Raw genomic sequence first — 23692 nt, 5'->3', positions numbered from 1 at the left:
AGTCGCGGGTCGAGAGCCTTACCGTTTTCTGAACACGAAAAACCGCAGGTCCGCCCCGGTGGGGCTGACCTGCGGTTTCTCAAGTCGTCACGGCGTGCGGCTTTTTACCACCGCTTTGTGCTTCCAGGAAGCACAGCGTGCTCGGAACCGAGCACGCCGCCGACGCACACGCTCAGCGCGCGACCTTGCCCGCCTTGATGCAGGAGGTGCAGGCGTTGACGCGCTTCGGGGTCCCGTTCACGACCGCGCGGACGGTCTGGATGTTCGGGTTCCAGCGCCGCTTGGTCCGGCGGTGCGAGTGCGAGATGTTGTGGCCGAAGCCCGGCCCCTTGCCGCACACGTCGCAGTTGGCAGCCACTTCGATTCACCTCTACCGAGTCGTTGACGCTGCCGGTTGCTTGTCTTTTGCGGCTGCGTGCTTGCTTGAGCCCCGCCGTCATCGGCGGGCAGGTACTGATGGCCAGGGGGCACTGCCCGTCCTGGCAACCTGGTCAGAGTACCCGACGCGCGGGGCGTGACGCCAATCCGGTGCCTGTGCGGTGCACAGGCAGCGCACAGGCGGCGTCCAGGCGGTGCGTGCACCGGTTGCCACAGGCCGCAGCGGTACCCTGGCGGCCATGCCCCCCAGCGTCCCCCGATCCGCCGCGAGCGCGGCCGTGCCGCCTTCGCGCGCGGACGCGACCCCCGACGCGGCCCCCGTCGACGCCGGGGCGCTGCGCCGCTGGGCCGGGGCGGCGCTCGCGGTGCTGGGCCGGCACCGCGAGGAGATCGACGCGCTCAACGTCTTCCCCATCGCCGACTCCGACACCGGCACCAACATGTACCTCACCTTCGAGGCCGCCTGCCGCGCGCTGGACGACCGGCTGGCCGCCTCGGGCCCCGCGCCCTCGGTCCCGGAGGCGCTCCAGGCCCTGGCCCACGGCGCCCTGCTCGGCGCCCGCGGCAACTCCGGGGTGATCCTCAGCCAGCTGCTGCGCGGCGCCGCCGGGGCCCGCTACACCGGCTCGGCCGTCGACGGCGCGGCGCTGGCCGCGGGGCTCGCGGCCGGGGCCGAGTCGGCGTACGAGGCGGTGGCGCGGCCCGCGCCCGGGACGATCCTGTCGGTGGCCGCGGCCGCGGCCCAGGCCGCCTCGGCGGCGGTGGTGGCGATCGGGGAGCTGACCGCCGCCTCGGCGCAGCTCACCGCGAACGACTCCCTGGCCTACGTGGCGCAGGCCACGGCGGCCGGCGCCCGCGAGGCGCTGGCCCGCACCCCGGACCAGCTCGACGTCCTGCGCCAGGCCGGCGTGGTCGACGCCGGCGGGCTCGGCCTGGTCGTGCTCCTGGACACGCTCGCGGCCTACACCGGCGGCCTCGACCCGCGCGGCGCCTTCCGGCAGCGGCGGCTGGCCGCCGCCCCGGCCCTCGAGCGTCCCCCGGCCCCGGCCCGGACCGACCCCGAGTTCGAGGTCATCTACCTGGTGGAGGCCACCGACACCGCGATCGCCGAGCTGCGGCGCGAGCTCGACGAGTTCTGCGAGCGCGGCGGCGGCGACAGCCTGGTGGTGGTCGGCGGCGACGGGCTGTGGCGGGTCCACGTGCACGTCGACGACGCCGGCGTGCCGCTGGAGGCCGGGATCGCCGCCGGGCGTCCGCGCGACATCCAGATCACCCACCTGGCCTCGCAGGCCGCGCCGCACGCCGAGCCGCCGTCGGCTGCGGCCGGCTCGGGCTTCGTGGGTGTCCTGACCGTGCCGGCCGTCCGCCCGACCCGGGCCGTGGTGGCCGTGGCCTACGGCGACGGCATCGCCGGGCTGCTGGAGTCGGCCGGGGCGCACGTCCTGCGGGCCGAGCCCGGCCGGCCGCCGAGCGCCGCCGACTTCGAACGCGCCGTGGCCGCCGCCCGGGCCTCGGAGGTGGTGCTGCTGTCCAACGACGCAGAGACCACCGCGGTCGCCGCGGCGGTGGCCGAGCGGCTCTCCGCCGGGCAGCCGTCGATGCGGGTCGCCGCGGTGCCGGCGAAGGTGACCGTGCAGGGGATAGCGGCGCTGGCGGTGCACGAGCCGTCCCGGCGCTTCGACGCCGACGTGGTGGCCATGACCGCGGCCGCCGGCGCGACCCGGTACGGGGCCATCGAGGTGGCCGCCACCGAGGCCTGGACCATGGCCGGGGTGTGCCGGCCCGGGCAGGTGCTGGGGCACGTCGAGAACGACGTCGCCCTGATCGAGGACGACCAGGCCGCCGCGGCCGAGGCCGTGCTGGAGCGGATGTTGTCGGCCGGTGGTGAGATGGTGACCTTGGTGGTCGGCGACGGCGCCGAGGCCGGCGTGCCCGAAGCCGTCACCGAGCGGGTGCGCGCCCGGCATCCGGTCGTGGACGTGGTGGTGTACGAGGGCGGGCAGACCGGCTACCCGCTCCTGATCGGCGTCGAGTAGTCCGGGAGGTGTCCGAAATGGGCATCCGCTTGGAGGAGCCCCTGCACAAGGCCGTGGGCGACCGCACCGCCAAGGTGCTGCGCACGAAACTCAATCTGGAGACGATCGGCGACCTGCTGCGCCACTATCCGCGCAAGTACGTCAAGCGCGGCCAGCTGACCGAGCTCTCCGAGCTGGAGCCGGGCAGCGAGGCCACGATCGTCGCGCAGGTCACCAAGGTCAGCCGGCGCTCGATGGCGGCCCGGCGCGGCCAGATGATGACGGTCGAGGTGCGGGACGCCGCCGACGTGCCGGTGGAGATCACGTTCTTCAACCCGCGCGCGGCCAACGCGCTCAAGCCCGGCATGCTCGGCATGTTCGCCGGCAAGGTCGGCGAGTACCACGGCAAGATCCAGCTGACCAACCCGGAGTTCGAGAAGCTGGACCCGGATTCCGAGGACGCCGACGTGGACAGCTGGGCCGGCGAGCTGCTGCCCATCTACCCCACGACCAGCGGCCTGTCGCCGCGGATGATCGCGCGCTGCGTCGCGATGGTCCTGGACCAGCTCGACGCCGATCTGGCCGACGACCCGCTGCCCCGCCCGGTCCGGGCCCGGCGCGGACTGCTCCCGCTGACCGAGGCGTTCCGCAAGATCCACCGCCCCGAGGACTGGCCGGAGATCGCGGTCGCCCGCAAGCGCCTGAAGTGGGACGAGGCGCTGCCGATGCAGGTCGTGCTGGCCCAGCGGCGCGAGGCGCTGAAGGCGTTGCCGGCGGTGCCGCGCCCGCGCGTCGCCGGGGGCCTGCTCGACGCCTTCGACGCCGCGCTGCCCTTCACCCTGACCGCCGGCCAGCGCCAGGTCGGCGTGGAGATCGAGCAGGACCTCGCCTCCTCGCACCCGATGCACCGGCTGCTGCAGGGCGACGTGGGCTCGGGCAAGACGATGGTCGCGCTGCGCGCCATGCTCGCGGTGGTGGACGCCGGCGGGCAGGCGGTGATGCTGGCCCCGACCGAGGTGTTGGCGCAGCAGCACCACCGGTCGATCGTGCAGATGTTGGGCGCCTCGGCGGACGTGCCGATGGACTTGTTCTCCGAGGCCGACGCGCCGGCGTTCGATCCGTCTCGCAAGCAGGTGAAGGTCGCGCTGCTCACCGGATCGCAGAACGCGAAGGACCGCCGCAGCAACCTGCTGGACGCGGCCTCCGGCGCGGCGGGCATCGTGATCGGCACGCACGCGGTGATCCAGGACCACGTCCAGTTCGCCGACCTCGGCCTGGTGGTGATCGACGAGCAGCACCGGTTCGGCGTCGAGCAGCGCGACGCGCTGCGCGCCAAGGGCGAGGACCCGCCGCACGTCCTGGTCATGACCGCGACCCCGATCCCGCGCACCGTGGCGATGACCGTCTTCGGCGACCTGGAGACCTCGATCCTGTCCGAACTGCCGGCCGGGCGCTCGCCGATCGCCACCCACGTGGTGGCCGCGCACGAGCACCCGTCGCACTTCGCGCGGGTGTGGGAGCGGATCCGCGAGGAAGTCGGCGCGGGGCATCAGGCCTATGTGGTGTGCCCGCGCATCGGCGAGGCGGGTGAAGTGTCGGACGACGGCTCCGAACTCGTCTCCGAGCCCGGCCAGCAACGGCCGCCGCTGGCCGTGGTGGAGGTCGCGGCGAAGCTGGCAGACGGTCCTTTGAAGGGCTTGCGCGTCGGCATGCTGCACGGCCGCATGGCGCCGGACGACAAGGACGCGGTGATGCGCGCGTACGCCGCGCACGAGCTGGACGTCCTGGTCGCGACCACGGTCATCGAGGTCGGCGTGAACGTCCCGAACTCGACGGTGATCGTGGTTATGGACGCCGACCGCTTCGGCGTCTCACAGCTGCACCAGCTCCGCGGCCGCGTCGGCCGGGGCCAGTGGGCCGGCCTGTGCCTGCTGGTCACCGAGTCGCCGGACGGCGCACCGGCCCGCGAACGCCTGGCGGCGGTGGCCTCCACCCTGGACGGCTTCGAGCTGTCGAAGATAGACCTTGCGATCCGCAAGGAAGGCGATGTCCTGGGCGCCACTCAGTCCGGCTACCGCAGCTCACTGCGCCTGCTGAGCGTGATCGACGACGAGGACGTGATCCGCGCCGCGCGCGAGGAGGCCACCCCGCTGGTCGAGGCGGACCCGACGCTGGCGGCGTATCCGGCGCTCGCCCGGACAATTGCCGTCTTGCTGGACCCGGAGCGCGCGGAATACTTGGGCAAGACATGATCAAGCGCGAGTCCGTCAGGAGTCCGGGACACCACTCATGACCCGCATCATCGCCGGCGCCGCCCGGGGCCGCCGCCTGGCCGTCCCGCCGGGCGACGGCACCCGGCCCACCGGCGACCGGGCCCGCGAGAGCCTGTTCTCGGCCCTCGAATCCGAGTTCGGCGGCTTGTCCGGATTGTCAGTGCTCGACCTCTTCGCCGGTTCCGGGGCCCTGGGCCTGGAAGCCCTCTCGCGCGGGGCCGACAGGGTGCTGCTGGTCGAGGCCGACCGGCGGGTCACCCGCTTGATCGCGCAGAACGTCGCCACCGTCGACCTGCCCGGCGCGCGGGTCGTCGCCGACCGGGCCGAGCGGGCCGTGGCCGGCGACGTGCCGAAGGAGGCGCCGTTCGACCTGGTGCTGCTCGATCCTCCGTACGCGGTGCCGGACGCCGAGGTCGTGACCATCCTCACAGCGCTCGGTGCCGGCGGCTGGCTCGTTCCGGACGCCGTCGTCGTGCTGGAACGATCAGCGCGCGACGAGGTTTTCCGCTGGCCGGCGGGCTATGAGGCGACGCGGACCAAGGACTACGGGGAGGCCCGTATGAACTTCGCTGTCTGGTACGTTCGCGGCGCGTCAACGACCGGTCCCCTCAATCCGCCGGAGTAACCATGGACGAGCCCGTCATCCGCCGAGTGGTCTGTCCCGGGTCCTTCGACCCGATCACCAACGGTCATCTGGACATCATCGGACGCGCCTCGGGGCTGTTCGACGAGGTGATCGTCGCGGTGGGGGTGAACGCCGGCAAGGCCGGGTCGCTGTTCACCATCGAGGAGCGGATCGATCTGGTGGAGCAGGTCAGCGCCGAGTACGGGAACGTGCGGGCCGAGCCCTTCGAGGGGCTGCTCGTCGACTTCTGCGCGACGCACCGGATCCGGGCCATCATGAAGGGCCTGCGGGCCGTGAGCGACTACGAGTACGAACTCCAGATGTCGCACATGAACCACCGGCTGTCCGGCATCGAGACCCTGTTCGTGGCCTCGAACCCGCTGTACAGCTACCTGTCCTCGTCACTGCTCAAAGAGGTCGCCTCGTTGGGCGGGGACGTCTCGGGCCTGGTCCCGGACCTGGTGCTTTCGGCCCTTACCGACCGACTGGCTGAACGGAAGAAGAAGTCCGCGTAGCCTTTGCCGCTAGGGGCTCGCGAACGGACCCCGCGAAGACCGACCGTCGCCAAGAAGGGGCGGCCCCTCGGGGCCGCTAGAGGAGCGAGTGAGAAGTGACCACAAGCGACCGCCTGGAGCAGATGGTCGGAGATCTCGTGCAGATCGTGGAGACCGCGAAGGCGGTCCCCATGTCCGCCTCCTGCGTGATCAACCGCGCCGAGGTCCTGGAGATCCTGCACGAGCTCGCCGCCGGGGTGTCCGAGGAACTCGCCGAGTCGCGGCGCCTCGTGGCCGAGCGCGACGAGGTGATAGCCCAGGCTCGGCGGGACGCCTCCGAGCACATCGAGGCCGCCCGGCGTGAGCGCGGCAGCATGCTCTCGGGCACCGAGATGGGACGCGAGGCCGAGCGCATCCGCGGCGCCGCCCTGGCTGAGGCGCGCCGGATCCGCGAGGACGCCGACAACTACGTCGACGACAAGCTCGCCAACTTCGAGGTGGTGCTCACCAAGACGCTGCAGGCGGTGGGCCGCGGCCGGGCCAAGATGGTCGGCCAGGACCCGATGTCCGAACTCGGCGAGCACATGGCCGAGCAGGACGCCGCCGAGGCCGCGACCCGGCCGGAGTACGACTTCAACGAGCGCGACGCCGGCGGCCGCGTCGAGTACAACACCGGCGAGTACCCCAAGTACACCGACGAGGGGTACGAGGCCCAGCAGGACGGCTACCAGCAGGAGCCCGCCTACCAGCCGCAGGAGCCCTCCTACCAGGAGCAGCCCGCGTACCAGGAGCAGCCGTCCTATCAGGAGCAGCCCTCGTACCAGGAGCAGCCCGCCTACCAGGAGGCCGCCTACCCGGCCGACGCCGGCTACGGCCAGCAGCCCGCCTACGCGCAGGCCGGCGAGTACGGCCAGAACGAGTACGGCCACAGCGAGTACGGCCTGCCCGAGCCCGAGCTCTCGCACGAGTTCGCCGCGGCGGACATGAGCGGCGTCTTCCAGCGCCCGGACTTCTCCCAGGACTACCCGCCGCAGGAGTACCAGCACCAGCAGCAGCCGGCGCAGGTCGCGGTGGGCTACGGCTACGACCAGGAGAACGGCTACGCCGCGAACTACAACGACCCGGCCTCGGTGCCGTACCCGGTGCAGCCCTACGGCACCCAGTACGAGCAGCAGCCGGAGTACCACACCGGCGAGTACCAGGCGTACCCGCAGCACGAGCAGCAGCAACAGCAGTACGCCCAGCAGCCCTCGCACCAGCAGCACCCCGAGGCGTCCGGGTTCTTCGACACCGGGATGATCGACGTGCGCCAGTTCCGGGACGACCCGTACCAGCAGCACTGAGCAGTACTTGACACGGCGAACGGCCCGCACCCCGATGAAGGGGAGCGGGCCGTTCGCTGTCGCGGTAGCGGGCGGTATCCGGCGGTATCAGGCCCCTGCCAACTGCCATCCGCCGAACGGACTGTCCGTCCCCACCGCGGTCTGCCGGTTGACGTGCAGCGCCCCGTCCAGCTCGAACGCCAACACCACCAGGGTGCCGTCGGAGTCCACTGCCAGCGCCGGGGCCCCGACGATCACGTTCCCCAGGTCCGGCCAGGATCCGGCGAACCCGGCGTTCGGCGCGGCCTGCGACGCGATGCTGACCCCGCCTCCGGCGTTCCGGATCGCGATGGTGATCCGGCCGTCGCCGGCGGTCGCGGCGCCGACGCTCTCCAGCATCGGCGGGCTGCCGCCGAGCAGTCCCGGCGAGGTGGTCCAGGCGCCGTTCAGCTGCGTCCACTGGGTCGCGACCGTCGGATTGTTCGGGTCCGCGTAGAAGATCTCCGGCCGGCCGTCGCCGTTGAGCGCGAACGAGACCTGCGTCTTGCCGATCGCCGCCGGGGTCAGCGGCGCGGAGTCCATCGCCCACCGGCGCTGGGCGTTCTGCTTCCAGTGCAGGATGCCCTGGCCGGACGGCGCGAACAGCTCGCCGGCGCCGCTGCCGCCCAGGCCCACCGTCAGGTCGTCGCGCACCTCGAAGCCCTTGAGGTCGGCCCAGGCGCTGGGCCAGCTGCTCCCGGGGTTCAGGGTCTTGGCACTGACCCCGGTGCCGAGGTTGCGCACGAACACCGTCACGTTCCCGTTCTGCTCGGTGAACGCGGCCGGATCGCCCACCAGTGTCGGGTTCGACATGTTGGGGGTGCCCAGCGACTTCCAGCCTCCCCAGACGCCCGGCGCGGTCTCCACGTCCGTCATGACCGAGTAGTCCGAGAGCCTCGTGGTGAACACCCGAAGCATGCCTGAGGGGTCCACGGTGACCGACAGCCTCGGGGTCAGCCCCGCACTCCCGGGGATCGGTGTGGGGCCCGTCCAGGCCCCTCCGGGGCTCGTCTCGACCCATTGCTGGATCTGGCTGTCCAGGATGGCGAAGGCGTTGAGCTTGCCGGTCCCGTCCGTCGCCGACCACACCGAGCCGTTCGGCCAGCGCGAGTACTGGCGTGTGTAGAACGGCGTGTAGAACGAGTTGTTCGGATCCGGCGAGGTGTCGTACAGGCCGTGGTAGACCCCGGGGATGTCGCCGCGGTCCGGGCCGAGATAGCTGAGGAAGTCGCCGTTCTTCGCCGCCGCGTTGCCGGCGTCGAGGTCTGATCCCTCGTTGCTGATGTTGTAGTCGCGGTAGGGCCGGAGCAGCACGTGGCCGTTGTTGCCCGGGCCGTGGTAGGCCGCGACCGAGTCCAGGGTGAAGCCGCCGGCGCCGAGGTGGTCGGTGTTCCCCGGGTCGCTGTCGAACCGGTGCGGGTCCATGCCGTAGACGACGGTCGCGTTGTAGTGCGCGTACAGCGCCGTCAGCGAGGCGGTCAGCTGGGACTTCGTGTACGTCTGGTTCGCGTACTGCTGCTCGCAGTCCGAGCCGCCGTCCGCGGCCAGCGTGCCCATGGTGGCCTCGTGCCAGCCGGTGATCTGGCCGGAGTTGTAGATCTGCTCCAGGATCCCCTGGTGGTTCACGCCGCTGACGTAGTTGGCGTCCCCGGCGTCGTGCATCTTGAAGAACACCAGCTTCACCTGCGGCGCCTGGTCGAGGGTGTCCTCCTCCACGACCTTGCCGGCGAAGGTGAGCGGGGTCCGGGTCCAGGTCGGGTTGCGCACGCCGGCGATCTCCGCGGCGGCCGCCCGGGCGCCCATGTCGCGGCTCTCGCCGTACAGGCAGGTGTCGGCGAACGGCTGGCCCGGTCCGACCTGCGTGGTGGCCGCGCCGGCGGTGAGGAACACCGTGACCAGCGGGAAAGTGTAGACCTTGCGCAGGTCCGGGTTGAAGAACAGGAACGTGTCGTCCGCGTGCGCGACGACCTGGACGATGGTCGGCGAGGCGGCGAACGTGTCGGCGTGGGCTGGTGACGGCGGCACGCCGAGCAGGGCCGCCGCGAACGCCAGCACGGCGGCGCGGAATCTGGGAGGGCGGCGCATGGAGATGTCCAGTTCGATGAGGGGAAACTGACGGCTTCGGACGATCCGGGCTATCCGTACACGTCTGATGCGGTTCAGTTCCGGCACGACACGCGGTGCCGGAACCGGAGGGTCACAATGCACTCATTCGGCGCAAAGGGACTTGGCGGCGCGCGGTCGGCGGTAGTCAAGTGGGCGCCGACAGTGCCCGACCATGCCGGACTGACCACGCCCGGTCGACCGTGACCGATCGACCGCGACCCAGGGAGCCATCGTGCGCGAGGACGTGAAGCCGGTTCTGACCCGGCGCCTGGCGGCGGCCGCAGGTGCGGCCATGCTGGTCGGCGCCTGCCTGGCCGGCGCCCCGGCGGCGTGGGCCCAGACTTCGCAAGCACAGACTTCGCAGAGCTTCACCCAGGACGGCACCTTCACGGTCCCCGACGGCGTCACCCAGCTGACCGTCACGGCGGTCGGCGGCGGGGGCGGCGGAGGCGGGGACAGCGTCCAGCCCGGCGTCGCCTCGTGGGGTGGCGGCGGAGGGGGCGGCGGCGCGATCGTGCAGTGCGTGCTCCCGGTGACGCCGGGCCAGGTCTTCACCGTCTCGGTGGGCGGGAACGGCGGCCGCGGCTCGTCCCAGGCCGCGGCCATGGTCACGGCCACCCCCGGCGGCGGGACCGGCGGCGGCACGGCGGGCCAGGACGGCCAGGACGTGGCGTCCAACGGCGGCGACGGCGCTCCCGGGACCGGCGGGGGCGGGGGCGGGGGCGGCGCGAACGGCCTGCCGACCGGCATGGAGCCGCACGGCGGCAACGGCGGCAACGGCTCCGCCCTGATCTCCGGGATCTCCAGTCCCGGCGGGAACGGGGCCACGGACGTCTACACCGGGGGCGGCGGGGCCGGCGGCGGCGGAGCCAGCACCTTCGCCACCGCGGACCTCAACACCTACGTGGTGGCCTCCGGCGGCTGGGGCGGCGGCGCCGGCTCGGTCGGCGCGGAGGACGGCGGCTACGGCGGCCTGCCCGGCCTCGGCGGCCGGGACGGATCCTGCGTCTCCCAGGGGCAGGCCATCGGCGCCACGGTGACCCCGGGCGGGGACGCCACCGGCGGCTCCGCGGCCGGCAGCACCACCAGCGCCGTGGGCGGCAGCGGCGGGACCGGGAACGCCGACGGCACCGGGCTCGGCGGCGACGGCGGCGGCGACAACGTGGACCCGCAGCCGGGCTCCGGCGGCGAGGTCGTCGTCAGCTACTGAGCGTCACAACCTGAAGATCGCCAAACGGCGTGCCGCGGACCTCGCCGCGGCACCCCGGAGCATGGCCTGGGCAGGCGAAGCGGCTCTGAGTTTGGCCGACACCCCGGCCCTCGGCTATCGTGGTCGTCTGCCTGACTGCCGAACGGCTGACGCACGCCTTTCGCCTTGAGGTCCACCACACACGACGATAGAGGGATCATGCCTGGCACGACGCCGAAGCATCCGGCGCAGCCCGACCCCCGCTCGCCGTATGTCGTGGACACCCAAGACTTCGCCAGGCGCCCGGGTTCGATGCGCAAGCTGCACGAGACCGTTCCGGCGCCGGAGTCCATCGGGGACAAGGACGGGGTCGCCAACGTACCGGCGGGCTCGGACGTGGACCTGGACGTACGGCTGGAAGCCGTCGTCGAGGGCGTCCTGGCGACCGGTAGCGCGAGTGCCGCCGTCGCCGGGGAGTGCGTCCGCTGCCTGGACCCGCTCGACCTCGAGGTCGAGGCGGAGTTCCAGGAGCTGTACTTCTTCCCGGGTGAAGACACGGGAGGCGACGAGGACGCGGTGTTCCTCGTCAACGACCTGCTCGACCTCGAGCCGGTCGTGCACGACGCGGTGGTGCTCGCACTGCCGTCGGCACCGCTGTGCCGGGACGACTGCCAGGGTTTGTGCCCCGAATGCGGGGCCAACCTGAATGACGACCCGGACCACTCGCACGAGACCGCCGACCCCCGGTGGGCGGCCTTGGCGGACCTGAAGGACCAAGTAGCAAGCAACAGCGGTACGGCGCCGGTCGCCCCGCCCGCCCGAGACCAGGAGTAGGCCCGTGGCCGTCCCGAAGCGCAAGAAGTCCCGCAGCCGTACCCGTTCCCGCCGTGCCCAGTGGAAGGCCGCCCCGCTGACCCTGGTGGCCTGCGAGAACTGCGGCCAGACGAAGGTCCCGCACCACCTGTGCGCGAACTGCGGCACCTACGACCGCCGCCAGGTCGTCGAGGTCTGAGCAACCCGGAGATCTCGATAGCTGTGGCGTCTTCGAACAAGTCCGGCAAGGGCGGGACAGGAGCCTCCGCCCCGCCGGAGGACCTCATCGCCCTACTCGGCCTGCCCGTGGACGCCCGGCTCATCGACCGGGCCCTCACCCACCGCTCGTACGCGTACGAGAACGGCGGCCTGCCCACCAACGAGCGCCTGGAGTTCCTCGGCGACTCGGTGCTGGGCCTGGTGGTCACCGACACGCTCTACACCACGCACAGCGAGCTGCCCGAGGGGCAGCTCGCCAAGCTGCGTTCGGCCGTGGTCAACTCCAAGGCCCTGGCCGAAGTGGCCCGAGGCCTGCGCCTGGGCGACTACGTCAAGCTCGGCCGCGGCGAGGAGACCACCGGAGGCCGCGACAAGGCCTCGATCCTGGCCGACACCCTGGAAGCCCTGATCGGCTCGGTCTACCTGGACCACGGCATCGAAGTCGCCTTCGACCTGGTCCGGCGCCTGTTCGGCCCGCTGATCGCCACCTCGGCCACCCTCGGCGCCGGCCTGGACTGGAAGACCTCCCTGCAGGAGCTGACGGCGGTCGCCGGCATCGGCGTCCCGGACTACCGGGTGACCGAGACGGGTCCGGACCACGACAAGTTCTTCGAGGCCGACGCCTGCGTCGGCGGCGAGGTCTACGGCCACGGCTCGGGCCGCTCGAAGAAGGAAGCCGAGCAGCAGGCCGCCGAGGAGGCGTGGCGCACCATCCGCGAGACGCATGCGGAGGCGCTGGCCGCGAAGGGCGTGCTGCCGGGCGCTGCTGGGGACCGGAAGCTGACGCACGGTCCGTACGACATCGACCCGGATCCGGCCGCCGAAGCTTCTTGACGGCGCGGGGCTCCGGCCCTGGTCGGGGCTCCTGTCTGGGCCGAGCGCGGCCGCCGTGTCAGCGGCGTGCGCTATAGACGTGCCAGGGGGTCGATCCTCCTAACAAAATGGCCGAGCCGCGTCTTGACGGTGCCCTTCGATACGCTCGGCACGTGCCCGAACTACCTGAAGTAGAAGTCGTCCGCCGCGGCCTGGAACGCTGGGCCGTCGGGCGCACCGTCGCCACAGCCGAGGTCCTGCACGAGCGCGCGACCCGCCGGCACGCCGACGGCCCCGAGGCGTTCGCGGCCCACGTCGCCGGGCTCACCCTGCTCAGCGCCGAACGCCGCGGCAAGTTCCTGTGGCTGCCGCTCGGCGAGGGCGGCGCGGGCGGCCAGGGCAGCGTCAGTGTCGGCGAGGCCGTGACCGGCCACCTCGGCATGAGCGGCCAACTCCTGGTCCAGCCCGCGGGCACGCCCGACGAGAAGCATCTCCGCATCCGTTTCACCTTCACCGACAACGGCCCCGAACTCCGCTTCGTGGACCAGCGCACCTTCGGCGGCATGGCCCTGGAGAAGCTGGAGCAGGACCGGCACGGCGTCATCGTCCCCGCCTCGGTCACGCACATCGCGCGCGACGTCCTGGACCCCGAGTTCGACGTCGACCACTTCCACAGCGAACTGCGCCGCCGCGACACCGGCCTGAAGCGTGCCCTGCTGGACCAGACCCGCGTCAGCGGCATCGGCAACATCTACGCCGACGAGGCCCTGTGGCTCGCGCGCCTGCACTACGACCGGCCCACCTCGAAGATGCGCCGCCCCGACACCGACCGGGTGCTCCAGGGCGCGCGCGAGGTGATGACCGCCGCCCTCGCCGTCGGCGGCACGTCCTTCGACAGCCTCTACGTGAACGTCAACGGCGAGAGCGGCTACTTCGCCCGGTCGCTGCACGCCTACGGTCGCGAAGGAGAACCCTGCGAACGCTGCGGCACGCCGATCAGGCGCGAGTCCTTCATGAATCGGTCGAGCTACTTCTGTCCGAAGTGCCAGCGGCTGCCCCGCTGATCCGGAGCCGCCGCTTGCCGCGGTACCACAGCGCGATGATCAGCGCCGCCAGACCCAGCCCGAGCAGCGCCATCGCCTGCCCGATCTTGTAGCCCGGCGGCCGGAAGCTGAGCTTCAGCGTGCTGCCGCCCGCGCGGGACCGCGGAAGCAGAACCTTGATGATCCCGACATCAGTGCCCTTCAACTGCACCTGGTGTCCGTCGACGGTGGCCCGCCATCCCGGCCAGAGCAGCGCCGCGATCCGCACTTCGCCGGAGCCCGTGTAGCGCACGGTTTCGCCGACGCCGTCCGAGGCGACGTCGTCCGCCGTGACATGTGCGCTCGCCGCCGTGTAGGACACCCGTCCGTCCGGCCACGGCAGGGGCTTGAGACGGCTCAGCAGCGCCGTGTGGTCGTCGAGTGCGCGCACGCTCCAGCCGGCCGGAACCGTCAGCGGCTTCGCGGGCTTCTTGCCGGGCACCACCGGCGGCTTCAGGGCGTCCAGCACGTGCTGCTGGGTCTGCACCACGACGGTCTGCAGCCGCAGCAGGTCGGCCAGTTCGGCGGGGGAGTCGGTGTCCTTGCGCCACAGGTTGGTGTAGAGCGACTGGCAGGTGCCGCCGTAGTACGACATGCACAGGTGCCGCATGTAGGCGCGGTAGGAGACGCCGGTGTAGTTGTTCAGGCTCGTCACCCCGGCCACCTGCAGCAGGCTGCCGCCCGGCAGGTCGTGCCAGACCCGGCGGCGGCCCAGCCGGTCGGCCTCGGTCAGCGGGTCCCCGACCATCAGGGTATTGCCTTGGTACAGGGTGCCGAAGTGCTGCTTCATCGAGGCCACGTCGTGCTGCGGGTGCCAGTCGGTGACGTTCTGGTTGGCCGGGAACGCCACGGCCTGGAAGCCCAGCACGGCCACCGTCCCGCCGATCAGCAGCCGGGACAGCGGACGTCCGGCGCGCACCCTGCGGACCATCAGCCAGGACAGCGCGCCGACCAGAGCGGTCGCGACGATGACGGTGACGGCCCGGCCCGGCTGCGCGGACCACGACAGGTAGCCGCCGACCACGATGATCACCGCGGTGGCCACGGTGCGGCGCCGGGCCAGGTCGGTGCGCGGCGACGCGGTCAGTGCCCTGGCCAGGACGACGCCCAGGCCGAGGTAGGCGTACTCGATGACGCGCAGCGGCCAGCGGAACAGCCAGATCTGCGAGGGGCCGACCGTCATCGCCAGGTACACGACCGCGAGCAGGCCGACACCGATCAGCGTCCGCGGCCGGTGCATGACGCGGCGCCAGTCCAGCCACGGCGCGAGCGGCGCGATGAACCAGGCCAGATACGTGGCCGGCACCGACCAGAACGCCATGTGCCAGGACACCGAGTGCGGCAGGTACGCCGGGGCGCTGAGGTTCAGCAGGTCGCCGACGCCGGGCACCAGGAAGCCGGTGTTCATGATGCCCGAGCCGGGCGAGCGCGTGGTGACCGCGGCGCTGAGCACCAGCGGCAGGAACACCAGCGCGGCCGCCGACGCCGCGACCGCGCTCACCCCGGCCAGCCGCCAGATCGCGTGCCGGTCGTGCGCGGCCAGCGACTCCACGGCCAGCGCGCACGCCACGACCACCATGCCGAGCAGGCCGTAGGGGTTGCCGGTGGTGACGATCAGCAGGCCGAAGACGATCGGCACCGCCGGGTTCAGCCGGCCGCGCATGTACCGGCGCGCCGACCACCAGAAGTGCGCGGTCCAGGCGAAGCCCATCAGGCCGGCGATCCAGGACGCGGCGTCGAAGTAGAGCGTGAAGCCGGAGAACGGCAGCGCGACGGCGACGACGGCCGCGGCGGCCCGGCCGGCCCGGTACTCGCGGCAGACCGCGTAGATGCCGAGCGTCAGCAGCACCAGGAACTGGGTCTTGATCACGATCGCGGCGATCAGCAGGTCCCCGGTCAGCGCGGTGAACACCGAGTCCAGCAGCTCGACCGGGTTCCAGATGCCGAACAGCGCCTCGGCGGCGAAGTTCCCGCCGTTCCACATCCCCGGCACCAGCGGGTTCCAGTGCCCGGCCAGCAGATCGGCGCCGATGCGGTGCCAGACCGGCAGGAACTCCGCGGCGCTGTCGTCCCACAGGTAGAAGAACCGGTTGGTCAGCAGCGGGATCTGCGCCAGCACCGCGACGACGGCCGCGACCAGCACGGCCGTCCCGAGGTCGGTCCGCGGCCGGGGGAGCCGGCCCCTGCGCGGGAGGGCGGAACCGGGGCCGGCCGCCGCCTCGGCGGGGGGACGGCGGGGGGCCGGCGGCCGCAGGGCCGGGGGCGTGACACTCAACGCAGGACTCCTCGGGCGGGGCGCAGGACGCGCTCTGCGGACGGGACGCGCGCCGAGGCTGTTCAACGAGCCACCACCGCCCCCGGCACCGGTTGCTGAGCCGAACGGCTGGGATGTTCACCGCATCCGGTGACGCACGTGTGTCCGCGCGGTCCGCGGGGGCGGCGGTGGTCTAGCGTCCGCAGGACACCCCGCGCCAGTTCAAGCCCGTCCCAGGAGGCTGACCCGTGTCCCGGACCGTGCCCGCGCGGCAGCGCCAGACGTTCGAGCGACAGGCATTGCGGCGCAAGGCTTTCGAGCGCCGGGCCCGCGACCGCCGAGCCCTCAACCGCCAGGCCTTCAAGCACCAGTCCCGCCAAGCACTCGTCCGCCGCACCTGGCTGTCGGCCTTCGCGGCGTTCGCCCTGCTGGCCGTCGCCTGGTCCCTGGCGATGCCGCCGGACGGCACCACCGACGAGCGCCAGCACCTGGAGCGCGCCTACGGAGCGGTGACCGGCCACCTGCTGGCACCGCAGGGCGAGGACCCGCTGGTACACCGTCCGGGAGCGGCCTTCGAGGTCCCCAAGAGCCTGCTGCCGCCGAACGCCCTCTGCGTCTACTTCCCGAACTACCACCAGGACGAAAGCTGGGTCGCCCGCGCGGCGAGCTGCCAGCACCCGGCCCCGGCCACGCACGCGAAGGTCCGCGTGGTGTCCTGGGTGGGGCGCTACAACCCGCTGTACTACCTCGCGGTCGGCGGCCCGCTCCGCTTCTGGCCGGACCTGACCGGCATCCTGCTGAGCCGCATCCTCGCGGCCCTGCTGGCATCGGCGTTCGTGGCGGCGGCCGCGATGGTCGCGCTGCGGACCCGGCGCCCCCTGCTGTTGGCCGCGCTGCTGACGGTGCTGACGCCGACGACGATCGCACTGAACTCGACGGTGAACCCGAACGGGGTCGAGATCTCGGCGGCGGTGCTGCTGTGGGTGTGCATGGTGGACCTGGCGCGGCCGGGTGCCGCGATGCGCGCTTCGGCGGGCGGTGCGGTGAGCGGTGCGGTGGGTCGGCGGCGCGGAGGCGCCGGGGCGGTGCCGGCGACTCAGACCGAACCGGCCTTGGCAGCGGGAAAGTCGCCGGCTGGAAGGCTGCATTGGTGGCGGCGGGCGGTCTCGGCGGCGCCGGCGGTTGAGACCGGCGCTGTAGTGCGCGTGGGCGAGCAGGCTTCGGTGGCGGGAAAGTCGCCGGCTGGAAGGCTGCACTGGCGGCGGCGCGGAGGTGCCGGGGCGGTGCCGGCGACTCAGACCGAACTGGCTTCGGCGGCGGGAAGGTCGCCAGCTGGAAGGCTGCATTGGCGGCGGGCGGCGCCGGCGGCAGAGAACGGCGCTGCGGTGCGCGCGGACGAGCAGGCTTCGGCGGCGGGAAAGTTGCCAGCTGGAAGGCTGCATTGGCGGCGGCGGGCGGCTTCGGCGGCGCCGGTGGCTGAGTCAGGCGCTGTGGTGCGCGCGGGTGAGCAGGCTTCGGCGGTGTCGGGGTCTGCGGCTCGTCGGTCGTCCGTCGGTGCGTTGCAGTGGCGGCGATCGCGGGGAGTTTCCGTGGCGGGGTCGTCTGCTGAGTCGAGGTCTGCTGTGCTGACCTCCGAGCCCGGGTCTGCGGCGCGCTTGTCTCTGGGGGCCATGCCGCAGCGAGTCCGGCAAGCGATGCGTGCGGAGTCCGCGGCCGTCTCCCAGACCGCACTCCTCGCCCTCGCTGCGATCTCCGGCGCCGTCGTCCTCACCGTCCGGGCCGAGGGTCCGTTCTGGTTCGCGCTCGCGGTCTGCGGCTCGTTGTTGGCGGCCGAGCGTGGTCGGGTGCGGGAGTTGCTGCGGTGGCGCGCCGGTCGCCTCGTCGGTGCCGCGTGGTTCGTGATCGGGTTGGCGGCGGTGGCCTGGAATGCCGTGTCCGGCAACTCCAAGGTCACCCGGACCCTCATCGCTGTGCATCCCGCCGACCACCGCGTCAGTGCTTTGCTGCGGGTGGTCGCCGTGAACCGGGTCGGCGGTTGGTTCTCCGAGGCGTTCGCGCTTGACGTGCCCGCGTCGTGGGCGCCGATGCTGTGGGCCGGGCTCGCGGCCGTGGTGCTGATTCCGTTGGCGATGCTGCGGAGCCGGCGGGTGGTGGCCGTGGCGCTCGGGGTCGCGGCGGCTTCGCTCGGCATCACCGTCGTGCTGGAGATCAAGTACCTCGGCACGCTCGGCTGGTCGCAGTACGGTCGCTACTTCCTGCCGGGGCTGGCCGGGACGGCCGTGCTGCTGGCGTCCGGTCCGGCCGGGGAGCTTTCGCCGGTGCTGCGGCGCCGGATTCCGCGGCTGGTCGTCGTCGGCGTCGCATTCTGTCAGCTGTGGGTGCTCGCCGTGGAGATGACGCGGGTGCAGGCCGGGCCGAACGCTCCGCTGAACCCGCTCGCCGGGTCGTGGCATCCGGCCGTCGGGTCGCTCGTTGTGCTGGTCGTCGCGGGGCTCGGGGCCGTCGCGCTGATCGCCGTGGTGTGGGCCGCCACCGCGGCCGAAACGTCCTCCGCGACGCCGACGAGGCCGGTGCCGACCGCCGTCCCCGCCACCGGTCCGTCCAACGTCCGAACCACCGTCCCCGCAGCCCCCGCGGCACCGGCCGAACCCCAGGTGGTAGCAGAGCCGGCAAACTCCTAGTTCCATCACCTATTGGCGTAATACGCGTTACTCGGCGCCTTTCGGATCGTTGGTGCGTCGTGTCAACAATCTCTTCGCAAGCGCCAGAATCCGGACAGGGCACGCCCGACGCGCCCGCCGTCGTCGTCATCGGGGCCGGGCCGGCCGGACTGACCGCCGCCTACCAGCTGGTCAAGGCCGGGGTGCGGCCGTCGGTCTTCGAGGCCGACGACGTGGTCGGCGGCATCAGCCGGACCGTGGAGCGCGGCGGATGGCGCTTCGACATCGGCGGCCACCGCTTCTTCACCAAGGCCGGGCCGGTGGAGGCGCTGTGGCACGAGATCCTGCCCGACGAGGACTTCCTGATGCGGCCGCGCATGAGTCGCATCCACTACCGCGGCAAGCTGTTCGACTACCCGCTCAAGGCCGGCAACGCGCTGTCCGGGCTGGGCCTGGTCGAGGCCGCGCGCTGCGTCGGCTCCTACGTGTGGGCGCAGATCAAGCCGCCGAAGGACCAGACCAAGTTCGAGGGCTGGGTCGCCGCGCGCTTCGGCTTCCGGCTCTACTCGATCTTCTTCAAGACCTACACCGAGAAGGTGTGGGGCATGCCGGCCAACGAGATCGAGGCCGACTGGGCCGCCCAGCGCATCAAGAACCTGTCGCTGTTCAAGGCGGTCGCCAACGCGCTGGCCCCGAAGCGGAACCAGAAGCAGATCACCAGCCTGATCGAGCAGTTCCAGTACCCGAAGTACGGCCCCGGCATGATGTGGGAGCGCTGCCGCGACCTGGTCGCCGACGGCGGCGGCTCGGTCGTGATGAACACCTGGGTCAAGACCGTGCACCGGGCCGAGGGCGGCGCGGTCGCGGTGACCGTCAAGGACGCCGCCGGCGAGCGCACCGTCCCGGCCGACCACGTCGTGTCCTCGATGCCGATCTCCGCCCTGGTGCGCGCCATGGACCCGCCGGCCCCGGCCGAGGTCCTGGCCGCCGCCGACGACCTGCGCTACCGCGACTTCCTCACCGTCGCGCTGGTGGTCCCGGAGTCCGCGGGCTTCCCCGACAACTGGATCTACATCCACACCCCCGGGGTGCGCGTCGGCCGGATCCAGAACTTCGGCTCCTGGTCGCCGTACCTGGTCAAGGAAGGGCGCACCTGCCTGGGCCTGGAGTACTTCGTCTCCGAGGGCGACGACCTGTGGGAGGCCGCCGACGACGTCCTGATCAAGCAGGGCGCGCAGGAGCTCGAAGCCCTCGGCCTGGTGTCCTCGGACGCCGTCGAGGAGGGCTACGTGGTCCGGATGCCGAAGGCGTACCCGGTCTACGACGAGTACTACCGCGGCAACGTCGAGGTGATCCGCGAGTGGCTGGCGCGCGAGGTGCCGAACGTGCACCCGGTCGGCCGCAACGGCATGCACCGCTACAACAACCAGGACCACTCGATGATGACGGCGATGCTCACCGCCGAGAACATCGCTACCGGCACCACGCACGACGTGTGGTCGGTGAACGTCGAGGAGGAGTACCACGAGGAGGGCTCGGAGCAGAAGCCGTCCGGCACCTCGGGCACCGGCCGCGACGCGCCGATCCTGCCGCGCCGCCGGGTCGAGCAGACGCAGGCCCAGTCCGACCAGAAGGTCTGACACACTCCCAGAACGACGTCGGCGATGCCGCGGGATCCGAATGGACCTGCGGCATCGCCGTTTGTCGTTCAGCGCACCGGCTCGGACTCCGGCTGCGTAGCCGGGCGCGGGATGCTCGCGACCCCTGTCTCGTCCCGCGCACCGCGCGTCGTCAGCGCCGCCAGCACCTCCACCGCCGCGAACACCCACGCCAGCGCCGTCGCCAGCACCGCGAGGTCCAGGTGCTTCGCGGTGTCGATCCCGTCGGCGAACGCCGAGGCCCCGAACTGCGTCACCGCGACGGCCAGCAGCAGCCCGAGCAGCGCCCCGACGCCCCGCAAAGCCCTCCGGCGCCGCACCGCGGTCACGGCAGCCGCCGGGACCAGCCACAGCAGGAGCAGCGTCCCCATACCGAAGCCGCGCAGTAGCCCCAGCGCATCGGTGACCGGCGACCAACGGTGGTCCTGCAGACCGCGCGGCGTGTGGGCGAGGTGGGTGTAGTTCCCCAGCCGCGGCAGGACCATGACCTGCGTACCGTGCGGACCGACGCCGCACAGCGTCGCGGTCGGTCGGGGCTCGTAGAAGTACCCTGCGACCGTGTCCAGCACCGGCAGCAGCCGGGTCGGGTGGTTCAGGAAGAAGCCGAGGATCCGCTGGTGCGACAGGCTCTTGGTGAACTTCTGATATCCGGCACTGTCCTGCAACGCTGTCGGCGCGCACCACGGCGGCGCCCCGGCGTACTGCGCGAGCCACGCCGGCGCCCCGAACTCCGCGAGGTCCCGCTGCGGATGCGCCGAGGTCGGCAGCAGCGTGACGCTCACGAAATTGGCCTCGGTCAGCTGGGCCGTCCGCTTGTCCTCGTTGCCGGACACCGCGAACGCCCCGGCAGCCATCACGACCACGGCCACCAGGCCGGTCAGCCGGTGCCGTAGCCGCCGGTCCAGGCCGCGCAGCGCATGCAGCCGCAGCAGCCCGGCGAGCTGGGTCAGGCGCTCCGGCGCGGCCGACACCACCGGCACCGCCGGGGCCAGCAGCACCAGCGCCAGCGGCAGCACCGCCGGCACGTTCTGCGTCTTGGCGGTGGCGAGGAAGAGCCCGGACACGCCGGTCACCGCGATCCCCGCCAACCGCCGCCGACGGCTCGGCCCGGCCAGCATCAGCACGCCGACCGCGACGTACAGCAGCCCGATGACCGACGCGATCTCGCTGAACGGCGAGACCGCGTAGTCGATGAACACCGTGTCCGCGACCACCGCGACCACCGCGGCGCACACCAGCAGCCGGTACCGGTGCCGCAGCGTGGCGACCCGGTACAGCAGCCCCACGGCCGCGCCGATCAGCAGGCAGCACACGATCCCCACGGCCCGCAGGTCCAGGTAGCCCGGCAGCCCGAGCACCCGCGTGAGCCCCCGCGCCGCGTACAGCACCAGCAGCTGGCTGCTGCGGTAGGGCACGTCCGGCAGCCGGATCGTGCCGAGCGCGTGCCGCTGGCAGCTGAAGTGCGCGAGATGGTCGTAGCGGTAGTACACGTAGTCGCGCAGCCGCGGCGTGTTCCGCGGCAGCCGCACGTCCACGCCGAGGTGGCACATCAGCCGGACGCCGTCGTAGTTGTCGGCCACCCCGACCGGCCGCGGCACGAACAGGCGCAGCATGAGCAACACCGCCGAACCCGCGCCGACGGCCGCCGCGAGGACGGTCACCGGGAGCCGGGACGGACGGAGGTCTTCGATCCTTGGTTTACGCACGCCTTGGTTCAACGACCGAGGCCGTGCGGCAGCACGATTTGTCCGCTCTGCGAGTGAACCCAGAGCGCCTGGGGGCTATCCCCAGCCGAGCTCGATCGACCAGTACACGTCCCCGGTCGCCGGGTCCAGCTGCGCCGAGACGCCGATCGAGCTGTTCCAGAACGACAGCAGCGCCCGCCGCGAAGACGAGTCCCGCATCAGCGCCCCGATCACGTCGTCCCCGGGCTTGCCGTGCGCGATGAGCTCCTGGGACAGCGAGTAGCAGCCCAGGTCCGACGCGCGGCTGAACGGGTCCGAGCCGTCGGAGCCGATGTGGCTGAAGTCGCCGGTGTGCGCCATGTCGGTGGAGTGCACCTTGGCGGCCTTGGTCAGCAGCGAGTCGGTGCTCAGCAGGTCCACGCCCTGCTGCGAGCGCGCGGCGCTGATCTCGCCGAGGGCCGAGGCGACCGCGGCCGAGGCGTTGAACGGCGCCGTGCTGCTCTGGGTGGTCGGCGGCGTCGTCGGCGTGGTCGGGACCGGGGTGGTCGGCGCGGTCGGCGGCGTCGTCGGGGGCTGGCTCGGCGAGGTCGGGCCCGTCGGCGGCGGCTGCGACCGGCTCGGCAGCGGCTGCGAAGGCCGTGGCGTGGACGACGACATGGTCGGCGTGCGCTCCGTGAACGGCGACGGGCTGGTCGAGCTCATGGGCGCGGCGGCGGGGGACGTCGCCGTGCTGCTCGGCGCGGCGGGGGAGTCCGAGGTCGCCGACGTCGTCGGCGAGGTGACGCTCACGTACCCCGGGGCCGCGTTGCCGCCGCCGCCCGGCGACAGCGGCGCCATCGGGTTCGGCGCGCCGTCCAGGACGGTCGAGGCGGACCCGGCCGGACTGTGCAGGATCCCCGGCGCGACGAAGGCGAACGCGGCGATGGCCGCCGTGGACAGGCTGCCGATGGCGATCGGGGTCGGCCGCAGCGGGCTGAACGGGCTGCGGGCCCGATGGCGCGCGCTGTAGGCGCCGGCCCGGACGCCGGCCTCCTGCCAGGTGCGTATGTCCATGTACTGATATCCCCCTTGTCCCACCGGCGCCGAAGTCACCAGATGCTACCGCCGGGGCGGGTGGGGCGTAAGAGAATTCGAGGTCCGACCAGGAATTCCGGCACAGGTTTTCCCTGTGGCGGACGGCTCAGGAATAGCCGAAGTCCTGGGTCCACCACGGCCCGTTCGGACCGAACTGCACCCCCACCCCGATGGCCTTGGACGAGCAGTTCAGGATGTTGGCGCGGTGCCCGGGGGAGTTCATCCAGGCGTCGACGACCGACTGCGGCGTCTGCTGGCCCATCGCTATGTTCTCGGCTGAGGGATCTGAGTATCCCTGGGCCTCGATGCGGGTCCACGGGGTGACGCCGTCCGGGGTGTTGTGGGCGAAGTAGTCCCGGGCGCGCATGTCGACGCTGTGGCCTGTGGCCGCCGCGCGCAGCCGGGGATCGTCGCGCAATGCCGGGCAGCCGTGTGCCGCGCGCTGGTCGTTGGTCAGTGTGACCACCTCGGCCTCGTAGGCCGCAGCAGTGGAAGTGGTCGTGGAGGCGGCCCTGGAAGTGGTCGCGGAAGTGGCCGCGGTCTGTGACGGCGTCAGCGGCGACGAGGAGCGGGTCGCGTCCCGGGACACCGGCGAGGCGCTGCGGCCGGTACCGAGGCCTGAGGCGTCCGCGGACGGCATCGGGCCCGGCGTGCTCCCGCTGGAGGACGCCGGCGGCGGGACGGCCGGCGCCGAACTCCCCGGTCCGAGCGCGACCTCCGTGTCCACGTGCGGGCGCAGTATCAACGGCGTCACGATCGCCAGTCCGCCGACCACCGCGGTGATCACCGGACGGCGCAGCCCCCGGTTCCGGCGCGGCGCCCGGCGGCGGTGGCTGGTGGGGCGGCGGGGGTCGGCGGACCGCTCTCCGGCGTCAAGCACTGAGGCCATACCGCCAAGCTACAAAGGGCCGTTTAGTCCGTTCGAGTGACTTGGGTAAACCTTTGCGGACCCTTGCCGTCCCGGACCTCGCGACTGACTCCTCCAGGGTGAAT

At 72.2% G+C, this 23692-nt stretch carries 18 protein-coding genes; 12 read left to right on the top strand and 6 right to left on the bottom strand.

The window, feature by feature from the left end; all coding sequences use genetic code 11:
• Positions 1 to 172: 172 nt before the first annotated feature.
• Positions 173 to 358 (bottom strand): 50S ribosomal protein L28, encoded by a 186-nt coding sequence (gene rpmB, locus ABH920_RS05660; protein ID WP_194909835.1) that lies wholly within the window; start codon positions 356 to 358, stop codon positions 173 to 175.
• 259 nt (positions 359 to 617) lie between these two features.
• Here rpmB and ABH920_RS05655 point away from each other — a divergent pair, with 259 nt between their 5' ends.
• From ABH920_RS05655 to ABH920_RS05635, 5 genes are all read left to right on the top strand, one after another.
• On the top strand, positions 618 to 2414 hold the full coding sequence (locus ABH920_RS05655) for a DAK2 domain-containing protein (RefSeq protein WP_370347503.1): 1797 nt from the start codon (positions 618 to 620) through the stop codon (positions 2412 to 2414).
• 17 nt (positions 2415 to 2431) lie between these two features.
• Complete coding sequence (gene recG, locus ABH920_RS05650; RefSeq protein ID WP_370347501.1) at positions 2432 to 4645, top strand: ATP-dependent DNA helicase RecG; 2214 nt, start codon at positions 2432 to 2434, stop codon at positions 4643 to 4645.
• Positions 4646 to 4682: 37 nt separating this feature from the next.
• The gene (gene rsmD / locus ABH920_RS05645; RefSeq protein ID WP_370347499.1) at positions 4683 to 5291 is read left to right on the top strand and encodes a 16S rRNA (guanine(966)-N(2))-methyltransferase RsmD; all 609 of its coding nucleotides are present in this window, start codon (positions 4683 to 4685) and stop codon (positions 5289 to 5291) included.
• 17 nt (positions 5292 to 5308) lie between these two features.
• Positions 5309 to 5806 carry a pantetheine-phosphate adenylyltransferase gene (gene coaD, locus ABH920_RS05640; RefSeq protein ID WP_370348004.1) on the top strand — a complete coding sequence of 166 codons (498 nt, stop codon included), beginning with the start codon at positions 5309 to 5311 and terminating at the stop codon, positions 5804 to 5806.
• 95 nt (positions 5807 to 5901) lie between these two features.
• A complete protein-coding gene (locus ABH920_RS05635) occupies positions 5902 to 7128 on the top strand; it encodes a hypothetical protein (protein ID WP_370347497.1) in 1227 nt (408 codons plus the stop codon).
• An 87-nt stretch (positions 7129 to 7215) separates the two neighbouring features.
• On the opposite strand, the gene ABH920_RS05630 is transcribed toward ABH920_RS05635, so the two are convergent.
• Complete coding sequence (locus ABH920_RS05630; protein WP_370347495.1) at positions 7216 to 9231, bottom strand: hypothetical protein; 2016 nt, start codon at positions 9229 to 9231, stop codon at positions 7216 to 7218.
• Between the two features lie 253 nt (positions 9232 to 9484).
• On the opposite strand from ABH920_RS05630, the gene ABH920_RS05625 reads away from it, so the two are divergent.
• From ABH920_RS05625 to mutM, 5 genes are all read left to right on the top strand, one after another.
• Positions 9485 to 10462 (top strand): hypothetical protein, encoded by a 978-nt coding sequence (locus ABH920_RS05625; RefSeq protein ID WP_370347493.1) that lies wholly within the window; start codon positions 9485 to 9487, stop codon positions 10460 to 10462.
• 198 nt (positions 10463 to 10660) lie between these two features.
• Positions 10661 to 11275: a DUF177 domain-containing protein gene (locus ABH920_RS05620; protein WP_370347491.1), complete on the top strand. Its 615-nt coding sequence runs from the start codon at positions 10661 to 10663 to the stop codon at positions 11273 to 11275.
• Positions 11276 to 11279: 4 nt separating this feature from the next.
• Entirely contained in the window at positions 11280 to 11453 is a 174-nt protein-coding gene (rpmF, locus tag ABH920_RS05615) for a 50S ribosomal protein L32 (RefSeq protein ID WP_015796566.1), read from the top strand.
• Between the two features lie 86 nt (positions 11454 to 11539).
• On the top strand, positions 11540 to 12307 hold the full coding sequence (rnc, locus tag ABH920_RS05610; protein WP_370348003.1) for a ribonuclease III: 768 nt from the start codon (positions 11540 to 11542) through the stop codon (positions 12305 to 12307).
• Between the two features lie 152 nt (positions 12308 to 12459).
• A complete protein-coding gene (mutM, locus tag ABH920_RS05605; RefSeq protein WP_370347488.1) occupies positions 12460 to 13350 on the top strand; it encodes a bifunctional DNA-formamidopyrimidine glycosylase/DNA-(apurinic or apyrimidinic site) lyase in 891 nt (296 codons plus the stop codon).
• Here mutM and ABH920_RS05600 read toward each other — a convergent pair.
• Entirely contained in the window at positions 13298 to 15643 is a 2346-nt protein-coding gene (locus ABH920_RS05600) for a hypothetical protein (protein ID WP_370347486.1), read from the bottom strand. The genes mutM and ABH920_RS05600 overlap by 53 nt on opposite strands.
• 227 nt (positions 15644 to 15870) lie before the next feature.
• Here ABH920_RS05600 and ABH920_RS05595 point away from each other — a divergent pair, with 227 nt between their 5' ends.
• Together ABH920_RS05595 and ABH920_RS05590 are read left to right on the top strand one after the other, a co-directional pair.
• Positions 15871 to 18303 carry a DUF2142 domain-containing protein gene (locus ABH920_RS05595; RefSeq protein WP_370347484.1) on the top strand — a complete coding sequence of 811 codons (2433 nt, stop codon included), beginning with the start codon at positions 15871 to 15873 and terminating at the stop codon, positions 18301 to 18303.
• Between the two features lie 59 nt (positions 18304 to 18362).
• A complete protein-coding gene (locus ABH920_RS05590) occupies positions 18363 to 19922 on the top strand; it encodes an NAD(P)/FAD-dependent oxidoreductase (RefSeq protein WP_370347482.1) in 1560 nt (519 codons plus the stop codon).
• A 68-nt stretch (positions 19923 to 19990) separates the two neighbouring features.
• On the opposite strand, the gene ABH920_RS05585 is transcribed toward ABH920_RS05590, so the two are convergent.
• The 3 genes from ABH920_RS05585 to ABH920_RS05575 all read right to left on the bottom strand — a co-directional run bounded on the left by ABH920_RS05585 (position 19991) and on the right by ABH920_RS05575 (position 23588).
• A complete protein-coding gene (locus ABH920_RS05585) occupies positions 19991 to 21646 on the bottom strand; it encodes a hypothetical protein (protein WP_370347480.1) in 1656 nt (551 codons plus the stop codon).
• Between the two features lie 75 nt (positions 21647 to 21721).
• Positions 21722 to 22678: a CAP domain-containing protein gene (locus tag ABH920_RS05580; protein ID WP_370347478.1), complete on the bottom strand. Its 957-nt coding sequence runs from the start codon at positions 22676 to 22678 to the stop codon at positions 21722 to 21724.
• A 127-nt stretch (positions 22679 to 22805) separates the two neighbouring features.
• Positions 22806 to 23588, bottom strand: coding sequence for a CAP domain-containing protein (locus ABH920_RS05575; protein WP_370347476.1), 783 nt, complete (start codon positions 23586 to 23588; stop codon positions 22806 to 22808).
• Positions 23589 to 23692 lie beyond the last annotated feature (104 nt).

It is taken from the genome of Catenulispora sp. EB89, assembly GCF_041261445.1.
Taxonomy (GTDB): Bacteria; Actinomycetota; Actinomycetes; order Streptomycetales; family Catenulisporaceae; genus Catenulispora.
The sequence above is the reverse complement of the archived record's forward strand: the minus strand, read 5'-3'. Positions and strand labels throughout refer to the sequence as shown.

Bases quoted from the DNA above. Each gene is read 5' to 3' on its own strand.
- ABH920_RS05620 (WP_370347491.1), top strand. From the start codon at position 10,661: ATGCCTGGCACGACGCCGAAGCATCCGGCGCAGCCCGACCCCCGCTCG.
- recG (WP_370347501.1), top strand. From the start codon at position 2,432: ATGGGCATCCGCTTGGAGGAGCCCCTGCACAAGGCCGTGGGCGACCGC.
- ABH920_RS05630 (WP_370347495.1), bottom strand. From the start codon at position 9,231: ATGCGCCGCCCTCCCAGATTCCGCGCCGCCGTGCTGGCGTTCGCGGCG.
- rsmD (WP_370347499.1), top strand. From the start codon at position 4,683: ATGACCCGCATCATCGCCGGCGCCGCCCGGGGCCGCCGCCTGGCCGTC.
- ABH920_RS05580 (WP_370347478.1), bottom strand. From the start codon at position 22,678: ATGGACATACGCACCTGGCAGGAGGCCGGCGTCCGGGCCGGCGCCTAC.
- ABH920_RS05575 (WP_370347476.1), bottom strand. From the start codon at position 23,588: ATGGCCTCAGTGCTTGACGCCGGAGAGCGGTCCGCCGACCCCCGCCGC.
- ABH920_RS05655 (WP_370347503.1), top strand. From the start codon at position 618: ATGCCCCCCAGCGTCCCCCGATCCGCCGCGAGCGCGGCCGTGCCGCCT.